The sequence below is a fragment of the Paraburkholderia nodosa DSM 21604 genome (assembly GCF_000519185.1).
In the GTDB taxonomy this organism is placed as follows: domain Bacteria; phylum Pseudomonadota; class Gammaproteobacteria; order Burkholderiales; family Burkholderiaceae; genus Paraburkholderia; species Paraburkholderia nodosa.
Genome location: NZ_JAFA01000007.1, coordinates 256,908 through 276,957, shown reverse-complemented (window position 1 = coordinate 276,957; position 20,050 = coordinate 256,908). Strand labels below are relative to the sequence as shown.

General features: G+C 64.8%; 15 protein-coding genes. 5 read left to right on the top strand and 10 right to left on the bottom strand.

The window, feature by feature from the left end; genetic code table 11:
* Window positions 1-13 precede the first annotated feature (13 nt).
* From A3CW_RS0112820 to A3CW_RS0112810, 3 genes are read right to left on the bottom strand one after another with little or no spacing between them, the layout of a single operon-like run.
* Window positions 14-1,486 (bottom strand): NAD-dependent succinate-semialdehyde dehydrogenase, encoded by a 1,473-nt coding sequence (locus tag A3CW_RS0112820; protein WP_028203938.1) that lies wholly within the window; start codon window positions 1,484-1,486, stop codon window positions 14-16.
* A 31-nt stretch (window positions 1,487-1,517) separates the two neighbouring features.
* Window positions 1,518-2,915 (bottom strand): aspartate aminotransferase family protein, encoded by a 1,398-nt coding sequence (locus A3CW_RS0112815; protein ID WP_028203937.1) that lies wholly within the window; start codon window positions 2,913-2,915, stop codon window positions 1,518-1,520.
* A gap of 57 nt (window positions 2,916-2,972) precedes the next feature.
* Window positions 2,973-4,352 (bottom strand): NAD(P)/FAD-dependent oxidoreductase, encoded by a 1,380-nt coding sequence (locus tag A3CW_RS0112810; protein WP_051481428.1) that lies wholly within the window; start codon window positions 4,350-4,352, stop codon window positions 2,973-2,975.
* Window positions 4,353-4,687: 335 nt separating this feature from the next.
* On the opposite strand from A3CW_RS0112810, the gene A3CW_RS0112805 reads away from it, so the two are divergent.
* Window positions 4,688-6,214, top strand: coding sequence for an ABC transporter substrate-binding protein (locus A3CW_RS0112805; protein WP_035512867.1), 1,527 nt, complete (start codon window positions 4,688-4,690; stop codon window positions 6,212-6,214).
* 113 nt (window positions 6,215-6,327) lie between these two features.
* Here the strand turns inward: A3CW_RS0112805 and A3CW_RS0112800 are convergent, their stop codons facing one another.
* The 6 genes from A3CW_RS0112800 to A3CW_RS0112775 all read right to left on the bottom strand — a co-directional run bounded on the left by A3CW_RS0112800 (window position 6,328) and on the right by A3CW_RS0112775 (window position 13,330).
* A complete protein-coding gene (locus A3CW_RS0112800) occupies window positions 6,328-7,977 on the bottom strand; it encodes an ABC transporter ATP-binding protein (RefSeq protein WP_028203934.1) in 1,650 nt (549 codons plus the stop codon).
* A gap of 3 nt (window positions 7,978-7,980) precedes the next feature.
* The gene (locus tag A3CW_RS0112795) at window positions 7,981-8,835 is read right to left on the bottom strand and encodes an ABC transporter permease (RefSeq protein ID WP_051481427.1); all 855 of its coding nucleotides are present in this window, start codon (window positions 8,833-8,835) and stop codon (window positions 7,981-7,983) included.
* A 4-nt stretch (window positions 8,836-8,839) separates the two neighbouring features.
* Window positions 8,840-9,790, bottom strand: a complete 951-nt coding sequence (locus A3CW_RS0112790; protein ID WP_028203932.1) for an ABC transporter permease — start codon at window positions 9,788-9,790, stop codon at window positions 8,840-8,842.
* 94 nt (window positions 9,791-9,884) lie between these two features.
* Window positions 9,885-11,159, bottom strand: coding sequence for an NAD(P)/FAD-dependent oxidoreductase (locus A3CW_RS0112785; RefSeq protein WP_028203931.1), 1,275 nt, complete (start codon window positions 11,157-11,159; stop codon window positions 9,885-9,887).
* Window positions 11,156-11,824: a haloacid dehalogenase type II gene (locus A3CW_RS0112780; protein ID WP_028203930.1), complete on the bottom strand. Its 669-nt coding sequence runs from the start codon at window positions 11,822-11,824 to the stop codon at window positions 11,156-11,158. Before A3CW_RS0112780 ends, A3CW_RS0112785 begins: the two co-directional genes overlap by 4 nt.
* Before the next feature lie 36 nt (window positions 11,825-11,860).
* A complete protein-coding gene (locus tag A3CW_RS0112775; RefSeq protein ID WP_028203929.1) occupies window positions 11,861-13,330 on the bottom strand; it encodes an aldehyde dehydrogenase family protein in 1,470 nt (489 codons plus the stop codon).
* A gap of 157 nt (window positions 13,331-13,487) precedes the next feature.
* On the opposite strand from A3CW_RS0112775, the gene A3CW_RS0112770 reads away from it, so the two are divergent.
* Window positions 13,488-14,372, top strand: a complete 885-nt coding sequence (locus tag A3CW_RS0112770; RefSeq protein ID WP_028203928.1) for a LysR substrate-binding domain-containing protein — start codon at window positions 13,488-13,490, stop codon at window positions 14,370-14,372.
* 179 nt (window positions 14,373-14,551) lie between these two features.
* On the top strand, window positions 14,552-15,940 hold the full coding sequence (locus tag A3CW_RS0112765; protein WP_028203927.1) for an MmgE/PrpD family protein: 1,389 nt from the start codon (window positions 14,552-14,554) through the stop codon (window positions 15,938-15,940).
* A gap of 15 nt (window positions 15,941-15,955) precedes the next feature.
* Here A3CW_RS0112765 and A3CW_RS0112760 read toward each other — a convergent pair whose 3' ends face one another.
* Complete coding sequence (locus A3CW_RS0112760; RefSeq protein WP_028203926.1) at window positions 15,956-16,699, bottom strand: IclR family transcriptional regulator; 744 nt, start codon at window positions 16,697-16,699, stop codon at window positions 15,956-15,958.
* A gap of 135 nt (window positions 16,700-16,834) precedes the next feature.
* Here A3CW_RS0112760 and A3CW_RS46120 point away from each other — a divergent pair, with 135 nt between their 5' ends.
* On the top strand, window positions 16,835-17,896 hold the full coding sequence (locus tag A3CW_RS46120) for an extracellular solute-binding protein (protein ID WP_051481426.1): 1,062 nt from the start codon (window positions 16,835-16,837) through the stop codon (window positions 17,894-17,896).
* A gap of 87 nt (window positions 17,897-17,983) precedes the next feature.
* Window positions 17,984-20,023, top strand: coding sequence for a hydantoinase/oxoprolinase family protein (locus tag A3CW_RS0112750; RefSeq protein WP_028203925.1), 2,040 nt, complete (start codon window positions 17,984-17,986; stop codon window positions 20,021-20,023).
* Window positions 20,024-20,050: the final 27 nt, after the last annotated feature.

The window sequence follows — 20,050 nt, the reverse complement described above, 5'->3', positions numbered from 1 at the left end:
GAAGATAAAAAGATCAGGCGAGACCGCCCTGGCACACGTACTTGATCGCCAGATAGTCGTCGAGACCGTAGCGCGAACCCTCGCGCCCGTAGCCCGATTCCTTGATCCCGCCGAACGGCGCCGCCTCGCTCGACACCGCGCCCTCGTTCACGCCGATCACGCCCGCTTCCAGCGCCGCCGCCACGCGCTCGATACGCCGCATGTCCTGGGTGTAAAAGTACGCGGCGAGGCCATACGGCGTGTCGTTGGCCGTGCGGATCACCTCGGCTTCGTCGTCGAACGAAAAGAGCGGTGCGACCGGACCGAAGGTTTCCTCGTTGCAGAACAGCATGTTGGCGGACGCATCGACGAGCACGGTCGGCGCGTAGAAGTTCTCGCCGAGCGCGGGCAGACGCTTGCCGCCCGTCAGTACTTTCGCTCCGCGCTCGACCGCGTGATCGACGTGACGCGCGATCTTCTCCACCGCGCGCGCATTGATCATCGGGCCGATCTGCGCAGACGAATCGGCGGCGGCAGCAACCTTCAGCGCGCCGACGCGCTCGGCCAGCATCGACGCGAACCGCTCGTACACCGACGCATGCACGTATACGCGATTCGGACATACGCAGGTCTGCCCGCCGTTGCGGAATTTCGCGGCGATCACGCCATCGACGGCCGCGGCGAGATCGGCGTCCTCGAACACGATGAACGGCGCGTTGCCGCCGAGTTCGAGCGACAGCTTTTTCAGCGTGCGCGCCGAATCGCGCGCGAGCAGCTTGCCGACTGCGGTCGATCCGGTGAACGTGATCTTGCGCACGCGCGCATCTTCGAGCCAGTCGGCCACCGCGTCGATGCCGCTGTCGCGCGACGCCGCGATCACGTTGAGCACGCCGTCCGGCACGCCCGCTTCCTGCGCGAGCCACGCCAGCGAGAGCGCGGTCAGCGGCGTGTCCTCGGCCGGCTTGGCGACCACCACGCAGCCCGCCGCGAGCGCCGGCGCGATCTTGCGCGCGATCATCGCGAGCGGGAAATTCCACGGCGTAATGGCCGCGACGATCCCGACCGGCTCCTTCACCGCGGTCATCTTCTTGCCGCGTTGCTGTTGCGGGAGGATGTCGCCGTGAACGTGTGCGGCTTCGTCGGCGAACCACGCGACGTAGCCCGCTCCATACGCGACTTCACCGCGCGCTTCGGCGAGCGGCTTGCCTTGCTCCGACGACATCAGCCGCGCGAGGTCCTCGGTGTTCGCGACGATCAGCGCGTGCCAGCGGCGCAGGATTTCGGCGCGCTCGCGCGGCAGCTTGCTGCGCCACGCCGGAAATGCCGCATGCGCGGCGTCCGTGGCGCCGCGCGCATCGGCGGCGCTGCTGTCGGGAATCTGTACGAGCAGCGCACCGTCGGCGGGATTGGTGACGGCGAAAGTACGGCCGCTCGAGGACGGTTGCCAGCGTCCGCCGATCAGGTTGGCGTTGCGAACGAGGTCGGGACGGGTCAGCGATTCGATCATGTGAATGCCTTTCTGCGATGAGGACGCGGGCTCAGACCGCCGCACACCGACGCAGCGCGGCGCGCACGTCGTCGGCATCGAGCACGTCGTCGAGGGTTTGGCGCACGCGACGGAACATCTCGGCGCATTCGTCTTCGGTCAGGCACAGCGCGGGCGCGAAGCCGAGGATGTTGTCGCCGAACGCGCGGAACACCACGCCGTTGCGATAGGCCGCCTGCGCGATGCGGCCCGGGAACTTCAGCGACGCATCGAACGGCGCGCGCGTCGATTTGTCGGCGACCAGTTCGAGCGCGCCGAGCAGGCCGCGATGGCGCGAATCGCCGGCGAGCGGATGATCGAGCAGCGCGTCGAGTCCGGCCGCGAATTGCGGCCCGCGCGCGGCGGCGTTGGCGAGCAGACCGCCTTCGTGATAGAGGCGAATGACTTCCAGGCCGATCGCCGCGCTGACCGGATGCGCCGAATACGTCTGGCCGTGGCCGACCGGTGCGTCGGGCGGCGCGGCTTCGGCGATGGCCGAGTAGATCGCCTCGCTCATCAGCACCGCGCCCATCGGCGCGTAACCCGCCGTCAGCCCTTTCGCAACCGTCATCAGATCGGGCTCGACGTTTTCGTCCTGACACGCGAAGAGCGGTCCCGTGCGCCCGAATCCGGTAATCACCTCGTCCGCCACGAACAGGATGTCGAGCCGCCTGCACGCGTCGCGCATCGCCTTGAGCCAGCCGCGCGGCGGCACGATCACGCCGCCCGAACCCTGGATCGGCTCGCAGAAAAATGCCGCCACGTTCTGCGCGCCGCCGAGCGCTTCGATCTTGTTTTCCAGCGCTTTCACGGATGCGGCGATGATCGCCTGCGGATCGTCGGGCGTCGCGCTGCGGTACGGATACGGCGACGGAATGTGATGCTGCGTGGCGAGCGGCAGATCGAAGTTGCGGTGGAACGCGGGCAGCGCGGTCAGGCCCGCACCGAACGACGACGAGCCGTGATAGCCGCGCTCGAGCGCGATGAACTGCTTTTTCTGCGGCGTGCCGAGTGCATTGTAGTAATGCGTGATGAAGCGCACCGCCGAATCGACCGCATCCGAGCCGCCGAGCGAAAAATACACGCGCGTGAGCGATTTCGGCGCGAGCGAGACGAGCTTGTCGGCCAGTTCGATCGCCGGTTCCGAGCCGAAGTGGAAATAGCCGGTGGCGTACGGCAATTTCGCCATTTGCCTGCTAGCCGCCTCGACGATGCTCTGCTGGCCGTAGCCGGTGTTCACGCACCACAGTCCTGCGAAGCCATCCAGCAGTTCATGGCCGTCGGCGTCGCGCAGCCACACGCCCTTGCCCGATTCCAGGATCGTGACGCCGCGCTTTTCGTGCGCGCGGTAGTCGACCACGGGGTGAAGCAGATGTCGGCGGTCGGATTCGACGAGGTCATGCTGGTTCATGCGTGCTCCTGCAATGGTAAGCGCGAGGCGCTCATGCGGCGCCTCGCGGTTGAGTCGTCAGTAGATGATGTTCGGCGCGAGCGCTTCGCCCGTCATGAAGCGCCGGTGCGACAAGTGGTGCAGATCGCTGGCCATCGTGCCTGTCACGATGGCCTCGGCCAGCATGCGGCCCGCGCCGAGCGAGCTGCTGAAGCCGTGTCCGCTGAACCCCGTGCAAAGATACACACCCGGATGCTCGCTGCACTCGGAGACCACTGGAATGCCGTCGGGCGTGTTGTCGATCGCGCCGCCCCACGCAATGTCCACCTTCGACGGGTCGAATTGCGGAAACACCTTCTGGGCCGCCTCATACGCCGATCGCACCAGCGAGAGATCGGGAGCGGGATCCAGCACGCGGTTGTGTACGAACGGCGAGCGGCCGAGATGCAGATAGCTGAATTCGTTCCAGAGCTGCCGGAAGAACTCGCCGCCGAACTGCACCTTGATGCTCTTGCGGCGGCTCGCGTAGAGCCCCTTGAAGCGCATGCCGTAGCGCAGGCTGTTGGGCACGACGTGAACCGTGCCGCGGCCGCTCTTCGCGAGCGTATAGCCGCCGTCTGCGCGTTCGCGCAACGCGAACTCCGGGGTTTTCAGCGGACCATCGAAGGCAAGCCGGATATCGCTGCCCGACTTCGAGGCCGACGAGTAGACGTTGAGCGTCGGCAGCACGATCTTCTGCTTCAGGCAGAACAGCGACGACCACGCGCCGGCGGCGATCACAATCGCGTCGGCCCGCACGCGGCCAAGTTCGGTTTCGACGCCGGTGATGCGGCCGCCCTCGGTCAGCAGATCGTTCACCGCGCAATGCTGCAGGATCGATACGCCCAGCGCGGCGGCGCGCTGCGCCAGCAGCGGAATCGCGCAGGACGGGTCGGCATAACCGTCGTCGAAGGTGCGCACGCCGCCAATCCACGGCGCGCCGCCGTCCGCGTAGATGTGGTTGGCCTGCTCGCGCGTCAGCATCTCGGCGGCGACGCCGCTGCGGCGCGCGAAGTCGAACCATTCCTGCCAGCCCGCGAGTTCCTCCTCGCTGCGCGTGACGAACGTGATGCCGGTCTTGCGGAAGCCGACATCCGCGCCGATTTCCGCGGACAGGTCGGTCCAGCGCTGCACGCTCAGCTTCGCCATGCCCAGTTCGCGCAGATCGCGACCGAGCGTGCGGCACCAGCCCCAGTTGCGGCTGCTCTGCTCGGCGGCGACGCGGCCTTTCTCGAACAACGCCACGCGTTTGCCGAGCCGGTTGAGTTCGTACGCCGTCGCCACGCCCGCCGCGCCGCCGCCTATCACCGCGACGTCGACATGCGTGGGCAGCGTCGCGCCGGTGTCGATTGTTAATAACGGTTGTCTCACGTTGAGCCGGACCTCAAAAAGATGCGTGCAGTAGAACCTTGCCGTCATCGACTTTCGATATGCGTGGTGTACACGTCGGCGGACAAGTGAGGTCGGAGTGTAAGAAGCAATATCCACGGTGACAAATTCGCAATTATTTAGAGGACATGCTTTTTTGATATGGTGAGCACTTCGCTTTCGGAACGCGCCGCGGGGACCGCATGTCGAGGCAGAAAGACACGAGGGCATATCAAAAAGCGATGAGGGGTCAAATACGGCGCATTTGAGTCTGGCAGCGTTCCGTCAATAAAATTGATCGGAGAGTAGCCGGATCAGCGAATCGTGCGACGCACGACAACCCCTACTGCGAACTCGCTGATCATCAGAGACCAGAGGACAACACGATGAAAACCAGCAGAAGAGACTTCCTCTCGATGTGTGCGGCAGCCGGCGTGGCAAGCGCCCTGCCCGGCATCGCCGCGGCGGACGAGGCGCCGCGCAAGGGCGGCAATGTGCGTCTGGCGGTGCAGAACGGCTCAGTGTCCGACACGCTCGACCCGGCCAAGGGCGCGCACTCGGGCGACTGGACCAAGCAGTTCTGCGTGTTCAACGCGCTGACCGAGTTCAACGGCACGCTCACCGCCAGCAACGCGCTCGCCGACAAGCTGGAGAGTACCGACGGCATCAACTGGCACATCGCGCTCAAGCAGGGCGTGCATTTCCACGACGGCGCCGAGCTGACCGGCGAGGACGTCGTCTATTCGCTCGCGCGTCACAAGGATCCGGCCAACGCGTCGAAGGCATTCGCGATCGCGAGCGAGTTCAAGGAGATCAACGCAGGCGGCAAGTACGACGTGACGCTGGTGCTCGCGCGGCCGAACTTCGATCTGCCGTCGGTGCTCGGCAGCAGCTACTTCCTGATCGTGAAGAACAACACGAAGGATTTCGCGAAGCCGGTCGGCACGGGACCGTTCATCGTCGACAGCTTCACGCCAGGCGGAAAATTCGCGGTGAAGCGCAATCCGAACTACTGGAAACCGGGCCTGCCGTATCTCGACACAGTCGAGATCATCGGCGTGCCGGACAACGCCGCGCGCGTCAACGCGGTGCTGGCGGGCGATATCGACATCTGCTCGCTGGTGGATCACCGCTATGCCGCGCAGGTGAAGGGCAATGCGAACGTGCAGCTGGTGGCGAACAAGCTCGCCATCTACACGGACCTGATCCTGCGTCAGGATCATCCGATCACCGGCAACGCCGACTTCGTCTCGGCGGTGCGCTATCTGCAGGATCGCAAGCGGATGGTGAACGACGTGATGCAGACGTACGGCGTGATCGCCAACGATCATCCGGTCGCGCCGTGGGATCCGTACTTCCTCGAAGGCTTGCCGCAACGGCAGTTCGATCTCGACAAGGCGAAGTTCCACATCAAGAAGAGCGGTCTGACGGGGCAGTCGATGGAGATTTTCTGCCAGCCGGGCATCGCGTCGTCGGTCGAGGGCGCGCAGTTCCTGCAAAGCTTCGGCGCACAGGCGGGTTTCAATTTCGTGGTGCGCCAGGTGCCGACCGACGGCTACTGGTCGACGTACTGGACCAAGCGTCCGATCACGTACGGCTCGATCTCGAACCGCCCGAACGTCGGCATGATCTTCGAGCTCTTCTATACGTCGAAATCGCCGACCAACGAAGCGCACTGGCAGAGCCCGAAGCTCGATCAGTTGCTCGAATCCGCGCGCGCCGAAAGCGACTTCAAGAAACGCAAGGCGATTTACGGCGACATGCAGACGCTGGTTCACGACAGCTCGGGCACGGTCGTGCCGGTGTTCGACGTGATTCTCGACGGCGTGTCGAAGAAAGTGCGCGGCTACAATTCGAACCCGTCGGGCATGAACATGGGCTACCGGTTCGCCGAATCGGTCTGGCGCGCCTGAGTTTCATTTCAGGCGAATTTCAGGCGCATACGCCGTTCAGTCGCGAGACTGAACGGCTTTTTTTACGTCGATCGATGAAAGACGCGTAACGAGCATGCGTCTTCAGCGAAGCATCAAGCCTTCGCGCGCAGCGCCGTTTCCTCCAGCCAGTTCGCGCGCATTTCCGGCACCGAATCGATCAGCAGCGACGTGTACGGATGACGTGGCTGGCTGAGCAGCGCGCTGCGGTCGCAGGCATCGACCTTCTGGCCTTTGAACAGCACCACGATGTCGTCGCAGATCGAGCGCACGGTCGAGAGATCGTGGCTGATGAACAGATACGACATGTTCAGCTCGTGCCGCAGCTCGACCAGCAGATCGAGAATCGCCGCGCCCACGACGGTATCCAGCGCCGACGTCACCTCGTCGCAGATGATCAGCTCGGGATCGGCGGCGAGCGCGCGCGCGAGGTTGACGCGCTGCTTCTGCCCGCCCGACAGCTCGGCGGGGCGGCGATGCGCGATCGACGACGGCAGCTTCACGAGATCGAGCAGACGCGCCACGCGCGCCGGCACGTCCTTCGGCGCGCAGCGGTCGAACAGCCGCAGCGGCCGTGACAGAATGGTCTGGATATCCTGCGCCGGATTGAGCACCTTGTCGGCGCTCTGGAACACCAGCTGAATGCGCCGGTACAGCTCCCGGTCGCGCTTGGCGTGCTTGCCGGGCAACGGCTTGCCGGCAAAACGAACGTCGCCCTGCACTGGCGCGAGCAGCCCGGCGATCACATAGGCGAGCGTCGATTTGCCCGAGCCGGATTCGCCGATCACGCCCAGCGTCGTGCCGCGCCGCAGCGTCAGGTTGATGTCGTCGAGCACGCGCACGGACGGCATGCCCGAGCGGTCGCGCTCGCCATAACCGGCGATCAGATTGCTGATCTCCAGCAGCGCCGGCTGCTTGCCGGCCTGATCGGCGTCTTCCTCGGTCAGACGGCAGGACGGCTCGGCAGCCGCCATCAGACTGCGCGTGTACGGATGCGCGGGCGCCTCGATGATCTGTTCGAGCGCGCCCTCTTCCTGAATCTCGCCATTGCGCAGCACCAGCACGCGATCGGCAATCTGCGCGACCACCGCAAGGTCGTGGGACACATACACCGCGCTGATGTTGAACTGCTTGATCGCGCGCTTGAAGGCGCGCAGCACTTCGATCTGCGTGGTCACGTCGAGCGCGGTGGTCGGTTCGTCGAACACCACGACTTCGGGGTCCGACATCAGCGCCATCGCCGCCATCAGCCGCTGCAGCTGACCACCCGACACCTGGTGCGGATAGCGCTCGCCGATATTCTCCGGCGCGGGCAGCGCGAGCGCGCGGAACAACCCGACGGCCTTCTCGCGCGCAGCCTTGCGGCTCATCAAGCTGCGCACGCACACGCCTTCGATGACCTGGTCGATGATGCGCAGCGCGGGATTGAACGACGCCGACGCGCTCTGCGCGACGTACGCCACGCGCCGGCCGCGCAAGTCACGCAAGGCCGCGGGCGCCGCCGCCAGCACGTCCGTGCTGCCCACGCCCACGCGACCGCCCGAAATCCGGCAGCCGCGCCGCGCATAGCCGAGCAACGTCAACGCGATGGTCGTCTTGCCCGAGCCGGATTCGCCGATCAGCGCCAGCACCTCGCCGCGCCGGATCGAGAAGCTGACGTTCTTCACGATCGGCATGTCGTTGCCGTCGTCGCCGCGTGCGACGACCTGCAGATTCGATACTTCCACCAGACGTTCCGCCGACATGGCTTATCCTCTTGCGCCGCCGCGCTTGCGCGCGGCCAGACTGTCGATCAGAAGGTTCACGCCGATCGTCAACGTGGCGATCGCGAGCGCCGGCATGATCACCGCCGACGCACCGGAAGACAGACCCGACAGGTTCTCGCGCACGAGCGAGCCCCAGTCGGCATACGGCGGCTGCACGCCAAGGCCGAGAAAGCTCAGGGCGCTCAGCATCAGCACGTTGTAGACGAAGCGCAGGCCGAAATCGGCAAACATCGGATGGATCATGTTCGGCAGGATTTCGCGGCAGGCGATGTGAAACGTGCTTTCGCCGTTCAACCGCGCAACCGTCACGTACTCCATCGCGTTGATGCCGACCGCCTGAGAATGCGCGATGCGGAACGCGCCCGGCATGTAGATCACGCCCGCGGTCAACACCAGCACACGCAGATCGGAGCCGTAGATCGCAATCACCAGCAATGCGAGGATCTTGCTCGGCGTGACCAGCAACGCATCGACGATGCGGCAGACGATCTCGTCGAACCAGCTGCCGATGACGGTCGACACCAGCGCCAGCAGCGTGCCGCTCACGCTCGCGATGAGGGTCGCGGCGAGCGCCAGTCCAATCGAATAGCGGGCGCCGTAGAGGATGCGGCTCAGCAGGTCGCGGCCAAGGAAGTCCGTGCCGAGCGGATACGCCAGGCTGCTCGACGCGAACACCTTGCCGCCGCTCATGTCCATCATGCTGTAGGGCGCGATGGACGAACCGAAGATCGCGATGAAGATCCACGCGATCGAAATGACGAGGCCGATGCGCCCCAGTCCGCTCAGCGACAGGAAAAAGCGGCCGAGACGGCGCGGTGAAGAAAGCAGAAGTGTCATGGCGTCACCGCAGTTTCGGATTGCAGACAATCGTCACGATGTCCGCAAGCAGTAGCAGAAACAGATAACACGTGCTGAAGAACAGCACGCAGAACTGCACGACCGGCAGATCGCGGTTGCTGACCGCATCGACCAGCGTGCTCGCGAGACCCGGATACGCGAAGATCGCCTCGACGATGATCACGCCGCCGAGCAGATACGACAGGCTCAGCGCCATCGCGTTGACGATCGGCCCGATGGCATTGGGCAGCGCATGCCGCAGCACCGTGCGCGACGGACGCAATCCCTTGAGCACCGCCATCTCCGCGTACGGCGCGTCGAGCTGGCTGATCAGCGCGGCGCGCGTCATGCGCGCCATCTGCGCGACCACCACGCAGCACAGCACCAGCACCGGCAGGCTGTACGACCTGAGGAACTCGCCGACGCTCGACACATCCGGATTCATCGACACCGCCGACACCCAGTGCAGCTTGACCGCGAACAGCAGCACCGCGAGCGTCGCGAGCAGGAACTCGGGCACCGCGACCACCGACATCGTCAATACGCCGATCACGCGATCGAGCAGCGTGCCGCGCACCATCGCCGCGACGATGCCGAGCACCAGCGCGATCGGCACCGAGGCGGCGGTCGCCGCGCCGGCCAGCATCAGCGTGTTCGGAATGCGCGCGAGAACGATCGTCCTGACCGGCACCTGCGCTGCGTACGAAGTGCCGAAATTGCCGCTCAGCAGCGCGCCGAGCCACGTGAAATAGCGCAGGACGAGCGGCTCGTCGAGACCGAGCTGCTTGCGCAGCATCGCCACCGTTTCCGGCGTGGCGTACTGGCCCAACGCCATCTGGGCGGCGTCGCCGGGCAGCAGGCTGGCCATGAAAAAGACGAGCCCGGAAACCAGAAACAGCGTGAGCGCACCAATTGCGATGCGGCGGCTCACCATACGCAACACGACGCCATTCATCATCCACCTCGGTATTCAAATACGTCGATCCGGCTCGCGCCATGCCGGGCCGGATCGCGTTCAAGCAACGCTGCCGGAAAGCGCAGCCAGAACATCAGGATACCGCGTCCTTGAAGCGGAAATACGCGCCAACCAGCGGCAGGAACCATTCGCGCCCGGCGTAGCCCGGCAAGGCCTTCCACTCCTGGCGCGCCCACGGATTGACGCGCGCGGCGCCCGTCACGATATCGGCCATCACGTCGCCCATATAGGTCGACATCTGCGTGCCGTGCCCACTGTAGGCCACCGAATAGTAAAGCCCATCGTGCTTGCCCGCCGACGGCAGCCGGTCGGCGGTCGCCTCGACCAGACCGCCCCAGCAATACTCGATGCGCACGTCGCGCAAGTCCGGCAGCAGCTTGTCGAGCGACGCCCTCAAGATGCGTCCACTCTTGCGGTCCGAAGCGGGATTGCTGCGCGCGAATTGCGCACGGCCGCCCCACACCAGCCGGTCATCGTCCGTCGTACGGAAGTAGTTGCCGAAGTTCAGGCTTGTCACGTAGTTGCGGCGATTCGGCAACGCGCGGTCGAGCAGGTGGGGAATCCGTTCCGTGACGATCACGAAACTGCCGACCGGCACGATGCGGCGCTGCCACCAGCCGAACGGCCCATGATTCGAGCAGCCGGTGGCAAGCAGAACGCGCCCGGCTTCGATCACGCCTTTCGCCGTCACGACGCGATGCCGGTCGCCGCCGAGATTCGTCAACTTCGTGACCGCCGCGTTTTCGAAGATGCGCGCGCCGTGACGCACCGCCGCCGTCGCGAGACCCGTGCCGAAGCGGCCCATATGCATCTGGGCGCCGCGCCGGTCGAGCATGCCGCCATGAAACGCCTCCGACGCGATCTCGCGGCGCACGTCGCTCGCCGACAGCAGTTCGACGTCCGGGCGCAGATGCTTGCGCAACGCTTCGTAGTTGCGCTCGATGCCCGCCACGTGGCTCGCCTTGCTGGCGAGCTTGAGCTTGCCGTGCCGGACGAAACCGCAATCGATCTGCTCGCGCGCGATCACCTGCTCGACGTAATCGACCGCATCGGTATAGACCTGATAGTGCCGTTTGGCGACCTGCTCGCCGTAGCGATCGATCAGATCCGGCAGGCTTTGCGCGGTGCCTGGACTGCAATGCCCGCCGTTGCGCCCCGACGCTTCGCCGTGAATCCGCGATGCTTCAAGCAACACCACGTCGACGCCCTTGCGTGCGAGCGACAGCGCCGCTGACAGCCCCGTGAAGCCGCCGCCGATCACCACCACGTCCGCGCGCGCCGGCAGGTCGCCGGTTGCGGCGGCGTCAAAGCGCGGCGCGGTCGCCAGCCAGAATGATTCGAGTTTCATAGGCCCACGACCGCTGCGAGGCCACCGATATCCTCGATTTCCGTGTAGCCGTAGTACGGATTGGCCGGCTCGTGGCCGCGATTGACCCACACCTTGTTCTTGATGCCCATGTCGTGCGCGGTCATCAGGTCGTAACGGAAACTCGAGGATACGTGCAGGATGTCTTCCGGATTGCAGTTCAGCTGATCGAGCAGATATTCGAACGCCTTCATCTGCGGTTTGTACGCCTGCGCCTGCTCGGCAGTGTAGACCGCATGGAACGGCACGCCGATGCGCTCGATGTTGTGGGGAATCTGCACGTTCGCCGCGTTCGTCAGGCCGACCAGCGGAAATTCCTTCGCGACTTTCGCGAGGGCGGCGCGGGTGTCCGGATGCGGACCCCAGGTGGGCACCTGATCGTAGATGGCTTTGCCGTCGCCTTCGCGATACTCGACGCCCAAGCGCTTGCAGGTGCGGCGGATCGCGTTGTCGACCACCTGTTCATAAGGCTTCCATGCACCCAGCACTTCGTCCAGACGGTAAGCGGCGAATGCGTCCGTGAACGCGCGCATCTGCCCGGCGGGCACGCGGTCCTGATAGAGCGCGCTCGCGGCCGGCGCCATCTCGAAGTAGATCAGCGTACCGTAGCAGTCGAAGGTAATGTACCTGGGCTTGAACAACGACATGTTGTGTCCTTGGGTGATTGGGCGCGTCGCCCGGAATTAGAAATCGATCAGTACCGACTTGTAGCGAAGATTCGCCTCGAACGCCTGACGCCCCAGATCCTTGCCCATGCCCGAGCCCTTGAAGCCGCCGGTCGGAATGATGAAGTCCCAGGTGCGCCCGAAACGGTTGATCCACACGGTGCCCGCCTGAATGCGGCGCGTCGCGCGCAGCGCCCGGCCGAGGTCGAGCGTGTGGACGCCCGCCGCGAGGCCATAGCTGGCGTGATCGGCGAGCGTGAGGGCTTCCTCTTCGTCGTCGAAGGTCTGCACGGTCAGCACCGGACCGAAGATCTCTTCGCGCACGGCGAGCGACCGGCTCGTCACGCCCGTAAGCAAAGTCGGACGGTAGTAGAAACCCTTGCTGTCCTGCTCGAAGAAGTCCGCGCCGCACAGCGCGCTCGCGCCTTCGTCGATGGTCTGCCGGACTGCCGCATGAATGTTGCGCGCCTGCTGTTCGCTGATGATCGGCGGGAAGCTTGTGGGCTCGCACCAGGTCGGACCCGGCCGCAGCGCGCCGACTTTCGCGATGACCGCTTCGATCAACCGATCGGCGATGCCGCGCTGCACAATCAGCCGCGTGCCGGACACGCAGGCCTGGCCCGCGTTCGATGTGAACCCGCGCACGATGCGTCCCGCGACTGCATCGATATCGCCCGCGTCATCGAATACCACTTGCGGGCTCTTGCCGCCGAGTTCGAGCGTGACCGGCTTCGTGCCGTGCTGCGCGGCGACGCTCATGATCGCGGCGCCGGTGCGCGTGGAGCCAGTGAACGAAATCTTGCCGATCAACGGATGCCTCACCAGCGCCGCGCCCGCGCTCGCGCCCCGCCCCTGCACGATGTTGAACACACCGGCAGGCACGCCCGCATCGACCGCAAGTTCCGCGAGACGCATCACCGAGTAAGGCGTCAGCTCGGACGGCTTGAGCACCATCGCGTTGCCGGCCGCGAGCGCGGGCGCGCATTTCCACGATGCCATCGACAGCGGAAAGTTCCACGGCGCGATCGCGCCCACGACGCCATACGGTTCCGGCAGCACGAGGCCCAGGCTGTCGTGTTTCGTCGGCACCGCATCTCCGCCGAACTTGTCGGCGCACTCGGCGAAGAAACGGATGCACTCCGCGGTAAACGGCACGTCGAACGCGCGCGCTTCGGCGATGGGACGCGTCGATCCGATGGCTTCGAGGCGTCCGAGTCCGTCCGCGTTCGCGTCGATCAGATCGGCCCAGCGCAACAGCACGCGAGCACGTTCACGCGGCGCACGTGTGCCCCAGCCGCTCGCGAGCCAACTGCGATGCGCATCGGACACGGCCTGATCGACGAGATCGTCGGATGCGTCGGGCAAGGTACCCATCACTCCGCCGTCGGAAGGCCGCAGCACATCGCGTTCGGCACGGTCGTCGACCCGCTTGCCGCCAATGAAATGTCCGCCCGGAACCGGGATGATGTGGAAAGTGTCGTCCTTCATGATTCTTGATATGGCCCGGTCATGTGCATGGGATAAACGTCGCGAAGTGTGTCACAGGGCGGCGTTTCATCATGTTGAAGCGAGTGTAAGAACGAGAATTTTTTTTGACAAATGCGCATATAATCGTGGGCCATACCATTTTGATATGCCCCGCCCGATGCTGAATTTTCGCGAAGTTCAAGCCTTCCGCGCGGTGATGTTGTCGGGTTCGATGACGCAGGCCGCCAAGGACTTGCACACGTCGCAATCGAACATCAGCCGCGTCATCGGCCAGCTCGAGCGGCGGCTCGGCATCAAGCTGTTCGAACGGCAAATCGGCAAGCTGATGCCGACGCTCGAAGGTCAGGTGTTCTTTCGCGACGTCGAACATACCTTTACCAGCCTGCGTGGGCTCGAAGAGAAGGCCGAGTCCATCCGCAAGCGCGGCAGCGGCCGTCTGCGCGTTGCCGCCGTGCCGTCCATGGCGATCGTCGCGGTGCCGGACGCCATCCATCTGTTTGCGCAGCGTTATCCGGATGTCGACATCACGCTGCAGGTTGCCGATTCGCTGACCGTATGCCAGTGGCTCGCCACCGGTTATGCGGACGTCGGCATTGCCTCTGAGATCTTCAACGGCACCAGCGTCGCATCCGAAGTGGTGCGCAAGAGCGAGGGCGTGTGCATCGTGCCGCGCGATCACCGGCTTGCTCAGCGCAATGATGCGCTCACGCCGGCGGATCTCGTCGGCGAACGCTTCCTGTCGCTCAAGTCGAGCGATGTGATGCGCAAGCGGATTGACGACGCCTGCCGGATCGACGGCGAGGACAAGCGCATCCTGGCCTACGAATCGCACTTCGCCGCGGCCATCTGCCGGATGGTCGTGCGCGGCATGGGCGTGAGCGTGATGAACCAGCTGGTCGTGCGCGAGTACGCGGACCAGCTCGCCATCCTGCCGTTTTCGAAGCGCATCGAGTTCGTCACCTACGTGGTCTATCCCCTCAACATTCCGATGAACATGCTGGCGAAGTCCTTCGCCGACGCGTTCCGCGAGAGCAGCGCCTGACGGCTAAAGCCGCACTCGCGCCCGTCTGTGGGCCGTCCCATATCAGAGGAAGATCGCCGTATCTCGAATTCGTATTTGACGCGCGATTTCGTCCTTCGTAGCCTCGTCTCCTCTCTATCCCGGCAGGTTCGGCGACGCGTTGTGCGCCGCCGCGCCGGGACACAGGTGAAAAGGCAATCATGTCCGATCAATATGGCTTTGCCGGTCTCGCACGATGGCTGCTCGCGCATCGCTTCGAATCCATTCCCGACGACGCACGGGCGGCGGGCAAGCAGTGCCTGCTCGATGGCATCGCGTGCCTGCGCACCGGTCTGGACACGGTTCAGATGCGCGCCATGCTGCGCGCGCTGTCGCTGAATTCGGTGGCGGCCCACGGCACGATTCCGCTCGGCGGTGCTCTGCATGGCGGCCTGCTCGATGCCACGCACGCGTATGCGCAAGCCGCGAACGTGCTTGATTTCGACGACTGCTACCGCGAGGAAGCCCCCTCCCATCCGGGCGCGACGATCATCGGTCCAGCGCTGGCCTGTGCGCACCAGGTGTCGGCGAGCGGCCGCGAACTGCTGCACGCGATCATCGTGGCCTACGAGGCGTCGTTGCGGATCGGCACGATGCTGTGCCCGAGCGCGACCGCGCCCTCGAAGGACATCGGCTATGCCACGTGGCAGACCTTCGGCGCGTTCGTCGCCGCCGGCATGCTGCTAAGGCTCAATGAAGCGCAGTGGCTGCACGGCTTCGGGCTGACGGCCCAGCAGGCGCCGATGCCGATGATCGTGCGCGCCAATCCGCAAGGCGGTTACACCTGGCTGAAAAACGGCTATGGCAATGCGGCCGCGGCGGGCGTGCTGTCGGCGTGTCTGGCAAAGGAAGGCTATGCCGGCGACCAGCACTTCTTTTCCGACGAATTCGGCTTCTGGAAAACCTATGGTTCCGACCGGATCCGTCCCGAAGCGCTCGACACGTTGCCCGGCGACGACTGGCTGATCCACCGCGTCGAATTCAAGCCGTGGGCCTGTTGCCGCTGGGCGCATCCTGCGCTCGAAGGCGTGCTGCAGATGAAGCCGCGCATCGACATCGGGCAGATCGAGGCGATCGACGTATATTCGTTCAAGGAATTCGTCGACACGCTGGATTCGCCCTTCCCATCCAATCTGGTCGACGCGCAGTTCAATGCGCGCTTTCTGATCGCTTCGGCCTTGCTCGCCGACGATCTCAACGACGCGCTGCGCGAACCGGATTTCGCTTCGCCGGCAATACGCGAACTGTGCGCGAAGATCAGCGTGCATCGGGACCCCGCGTTCGACGTTCAGCACCGCGCCGACATGTCGATTCCGACGCGCGTCGTACTGCGAATGACCGACGGCTCGCGGCACGTGACGCTGCTTTCGGAGCCGCTCGGCTCGCACCTGCGCGAGCCGATGTTGCCGGAAGCCATCTGCAACAAATTCATCGATGCGCTTACGCCGGTGATCGGCGTGGCTCCGACGCAACGCGCGCTGGCAACGATTCTCGCGATGGAGGCACACCCGGCGCGCGATCTGACGCAAGCGCTGTTCGCGCTCGCCTGAGCGTGCCGCGCGCGTTCAGCAGACGCTCGCGCCGCTGATCTCGCGGGCGGCATTCCTGACCGCGCGCCCCCATTCTTCGATCCGGTCCGCTTCGAAGCGCGAGCCCGGCATGGAGAAACACACGCTCGCCACGGCGATGCCGTTACCGTCGAACACGGGCGCACCGATGGCGTAGACCTGATGACGGTACTGCCCGAGATTGATGGAATAGCCCCGCGCGCGAATGCGCTCAAGCTCTTCGCGGATCCGCTCCGGATCGATGATGGTGTTTTCGCCGTACTTCGCCAGCTCGCGCCCGAGGATGGTGTCGATCTGGCTCTCGTTCATGTGCGCGAGCAGCGCGAGGCCATTGGCCGTGGCATGGAACGGCGACACGTTGCCGATGGAGTACGCCGTGCGCACGAACTGTTTGCACTCGGTCTCCTCAATCAGAACCATCGCCGTCGTGCCGTCCGGAATGGACAGATGAACGGTTTCGTTGACGAGGTCGCAGAGGTCCTGCATAGGCTGGCGCGCCGCCTTCTGCAACGCCCCGCCCTTCAGCGCGATGGGCCTCACGCCCACCACCCGCGCGCCGATCTCCCAGCGCGTCACTTCGCTGCCGGCCTGACGCAGCCAGCCCGCTTCCTGGAACGTCATCAACACCCGCTGCACGCTCGACTTCGGCATTTCCAGCAGCTTCGAGAGCTCGCTGACGCCAATGGGCTGATGCTGCGAGACGGTTTCGATGATCTCGATGCTTTTCAGGAGGCTGTTCATTTTTGATCCCTTGCGATCGAAAGGCCCACATGCTAACTTGTACCGTATTGGAATACACCGTGCCGTATTGTGGCACACAAAGTGAGCAAGTGCAAGCTGCCCTGTGTCGAGATCCCTCACCCCGTCGGGAGAAACATGGAGTTCATCGCCTCGAAAATCCGCCGGCCATCGGCCGCACTCCGGCTTCGTCGCGGCGTTGCCGTGCTGGTGTGCCTGGCGCCGTCGGTCACGGCGTTCAGCGCCGACCTCACCGTGACCGCGTTCGGCGGCACGTGGGAGAAGGCCTATCGCGAGTGTTTCGTCGAGCCGTTCGAGAAGAAGACCGGCAAGAGCGTGGACGTGACGCTCGGCAATCCGCTGCAATGGGTCAACCAGGTCGCGGCGAACCCGGCCAAGCCGCCAATCGACGTGATGGTGAGCACACCCGAGGCGACGCATATCGCGGTTGAACGCAAGCTGCTGGATCCGATCACGACGAAGGACGTGCCCAATCTCGCGGACCTCGATCCGCGCCTCGTGCAGTACGGCCATGGTTATGGCTTCCCCATCACATTCGGCGATTTCGGCCTGATGTACAGCACCAGGCGCGTCAAGAACCCACCGAAGTCGTGGAAGGAATTCGTCGAAGGCGTGGTCGCAGGGAAGTACCAGGCGGGCATTCCGGACATCAACTACGTGGCGACCCCGGCCGGCCTCATCACGCTATTCAACCAGCTCTACGGCGGCTCGCCCACCAACATCCAGCCGGCGCTCGATCAGATCAAGCGCATGCGCGACAGCAAGAACGTGACGTTCTTCAACGAACCGAATGCGCCGCTCAACGCGATCCGCAACGGCGACATCGACATCGCGATGTACTACGACGGTCGCGCGTGGAGCGAGCACGACACCAGCAACCCGGACATCGCGTGGATCAATCCGGCGCCGGGCTCGGTCGCGTTCCCGAACATGGCCGTGAAGGTCAAGAACGGCTCGCCACTCGGCACGCAGTTCCTCAACGAACTCGCGTCCGCGCAAGGTCAATCGTGCTTTGCCAACGCGATGCAATACACCGCTTCGAACACCAAGGTCTCGTACGACGCGGTGGTCAAACCGCGCATCGCCACGGTCGACAAGTCGATCTGGGTGAATTTCGATGACATCGGCAAGTACGTACCGCAATGGATCGAAAGCTGGAACAAGCAGATCGGTCGCTGAAGGCGGGACGCCGGTCAGATACGGGCTGCAAACGACGCGGACGCGCAAGCGCCGCATGGCTTATCTGGAGAAAGGCAGAGGAAGGCAATGGGCTTGAGAATCGGAGTAGACATCGGCGGATCGTTCACGGACTTTGCCGTGCTGGACGACGAGACGCGCACCACGCGCACGCTGAAAGTATTTTCGCGGCCGGACTCGCCGGGCAGCGAAGTGATCGACGGCATGACGGGCCTGCGCGAACGTTTCGGCATCGACCCGCGCGATGTCACGTACTTCACGCACGGCACCACGGTGGGCGTGAATGCGGTGGTGATGCGCAAGGGCCTGCGCCTCGCGCTCATCACGACGCGCAATTTCGAAGATGTGCTCGATATCGCTCGCCTCAAGATTCCCGACATGTACCACCTGATGTCGCGCCGCCCGGAGCCGCTCGTCACGCGCGACCGCGTGTTCGGCGTGGACGGCCGCATGCGTGCGGACGGCACCGAGGAAGCGCCCATCGACGAGGCCAGCGTGCGCGCCGCGCTCGCCGCGCTGCAGGCGGCTCAGTGCGAGGGCGTGGTGATCTCGTTGCTGCACTCCTATCGCAACCCCGCACACGAGCAACAGGTCAAGGCGATCATCGAGAAGGCCGCGCCCGGCTTCTTCGTGTCGTGCTCGCATGAAGTGTGGCCGATCATCCGCGAATACGAGCGCACCGTGACCGCGACCATCGGTGGCTATGTGCAGCCGCGCGTGTCGCAATACCTGTCGCGCCTGCAGGACGCCCTCGCGCAGAGCGGCGTCGGCGCGGACCTCAAGGTGACCAAGTCCAACGGCGGCGTGATGAGCGCTGAGAATGGCAAAAGCAACTGCGTGCAGATGATCCTGTCGGGCACGGCGGCGGGCGTGATCGGCGCGTCGTATCTCGCCGGCATGTGCAAGATCAAGGACTGCATGAGCCTCGACATCGGCGGCACCACTGCGGACGTCGCGCTGATCGTCGACGGCAAGCCGCAATACGCGACCGGCGAATACATCGGCGACTTCCAGATTCATATCCCGTCGGTATCGGTGTCGTCGATCGGCGACGGCGGCGGCTCCATCGCCTGGGTCGACGACTTCGGCGTGTTGAAGGTCGGTCCGGAAAGCGCCGGCTCGAATCCGGGTCCGGTGTGCTACGGCCGCGGCGGCACGCGCCCCACCATCACCGACGCGTTCGCGGTGATCGGCGTGCTCGGCCGTGCGTCGCTTGGCTATAACGCGGTGAAGGTCGATGTCGACGCCAGCCGCCGCGCGATCGAACCGCTCGCACAACGTCTCGATCTGGACGTGCATCAGACTGCAGCCGCGATCATCGACGTCGCCGTGTCCGGCATGTACGGCGGCGTCAGTCGCATCGTGTCGCGCTTCGGCATTGATCCGCGCACCTTCTCGCTGATGCCGTTCGGCGGCGCGGGTCCGATGCTCGGCGGTTTCCTCGCCCGCGCACTGAACATGAAGCATCTCGTCGTGCCGACCACGCCGGGCGTGCTGAGCGCGCTGGGCGGCCTGATCGCCGACACCAAGAACGACTTCGTGCGCACCACCTATTACCCGCTGGACGCCGCCTCGCTCACCAAGCTGACTGGCGACCTTGCCGCGCTGGAGGCGCAGGCGCGCGAGTGGATCATCAAGGAAACCGGGGCAGACGAAGGCGCAGAGATGTGGGTCTCTGCGGACATGCGCTATCGCGGCCAGTCGTTCGAAGTCGACACACCGCTCGATCCGCAATCGATCCGCAACGGCGACATGGCGACCATCGCCGACGCGTTTCATCGCGAACATCACCGCCTCTATGGCCACAGCGACGTGACGTCGCCGGTGCAGGTCGTGGCGCTGCGGCTGGTGATCAGTCTGCCGACGCCGAAGCCCGACATGCCGAAGATCGCCGTGGGCGAAGGCGCGCCGCCGGTCGAGGCCATGATCGACGTGTATCTGGACGGCGCCTGGCGCACCGTGCCGCTTTATCACCGTTCGGTGCTGCTGGCCGGTCATCGTTTCGACGGCCCCGCGATCATCGCGCAGGACGACACCACCACGTGCGTGCTGCCCGGCTGCGAAGCCGTGGTCGACGAATACGGCAACCTGCTGCTGTCGGTGCAGTAACCACGCGCTGACTTTCGAAGGACTCAG

Bases quoted from the DNA above. Each gene is read 5' to 3' on its own strand.
- A3CW_RS46120 (WP_051481426.1), top strand. From the start codon at position 16,835: ATGGAGTTCATCGCCTCGAAAATCCGCCGGCCATCGGCCGCACTCCGG.
- A3CW_RS0112805 (WP_035512867.1), top strand. From the start codon at position 4,688: ATGAAAACCAGCAGAAGAGACTTCCTCTCGATGTGTGCGGCAGCCGGC.
- A3CW_RS0112770 (WP_028203928.1), top strand. From the start codon at position 13,488: ATGCTGAATTTTCGCGAAGTTCAAGCCTTCCGCGCGGTGATGTTGTCG.
- A3CW_RS0112810 (WP_051481428.1), bottom strand. From the start codon at position 4,352: ATGACGGCAAGGTTCTACTGCACGCATCTTTTTGAGGTCCGGCTCAAC.
- A3CW_RS0112815 (WP_028203937.1), bottom strand. From the start codon at position 2,915: ATGAACCAGCATGACCTCGTCGAATCCGACCGCCGACATCTGCTTCAC.
- A3CW_RS0112780 (WP_028203930.1), bottom strand. From the start codon at position 11,824: ATGTCGTTGTTCAAGCCCAGGTACATTACCTTCGACTGCTACGGTACG.
- A3CW_RS0112820 (WP_028203938.1), bottom strand. From the start codon at position 1,486: ATGATCGAATCGCTGACCCGTCCCGACCTCGTTCGCAACGCCAACCTG.
- A3CW_RS0112785 (WP_028203931.1), bottom strand. From the start codon at position 11,159: ATGAAACTCGAATCATTCTGGCTGGCGACCGCGCCGCGCTTTGACGCC.
- A3CW_RS0112790 (WP_028203932.1), bottom strand. From the start codon at position 9,790: ATGAATGGCGTCGTGTTGCGTATGGTGAGCCGCCGCATCGCAATTGGT.
- A3CW_RS0112760 (WP_028203926.1), bottom strand. From the start codon at position 16,699: ATGAACAGCCTCCTGAAAAGCATCGAGATCATCGAAACCGTCTCGCAG.
- A3CW_RS0112775 (WP_028203929.1), bottom strand. From the start codon at position 13,330: ATGAAGGACGACACTTTCCACATCATCCCGGTTCCGGGCGGACATTTC.
- A3CW_RS0112765 (WP_028203927.1), top strand. From the start codon at position 14,552: ATGTCCGATCAATATGGCTTTGCCGGTCTCGCACGATGGCTGCTCGCG.
- A3CW_RS0112800 (WP_028203934.1), bottom strand. From the start codon at position 7,977: ATGTCGGCGGAACGTCTGGTGGAAGTATCGAATCTGCAGGTCGTCGCA.
- A3CW_RS0112750 (WP_028203925.1), top strand. From the start codon at position 17,984: ATGGGCTTGAGAATCGGAGTAGACATCGGCGGATCGTTCACGGACTTT.
- A3CW_RS0112795 (WP_051481427.1), bottom strand. From the start codon at position 8,835: ATGACACTTCTGCTTTCTTCACCGCGCCGTCTCGGCCGCTTTTTCCTG.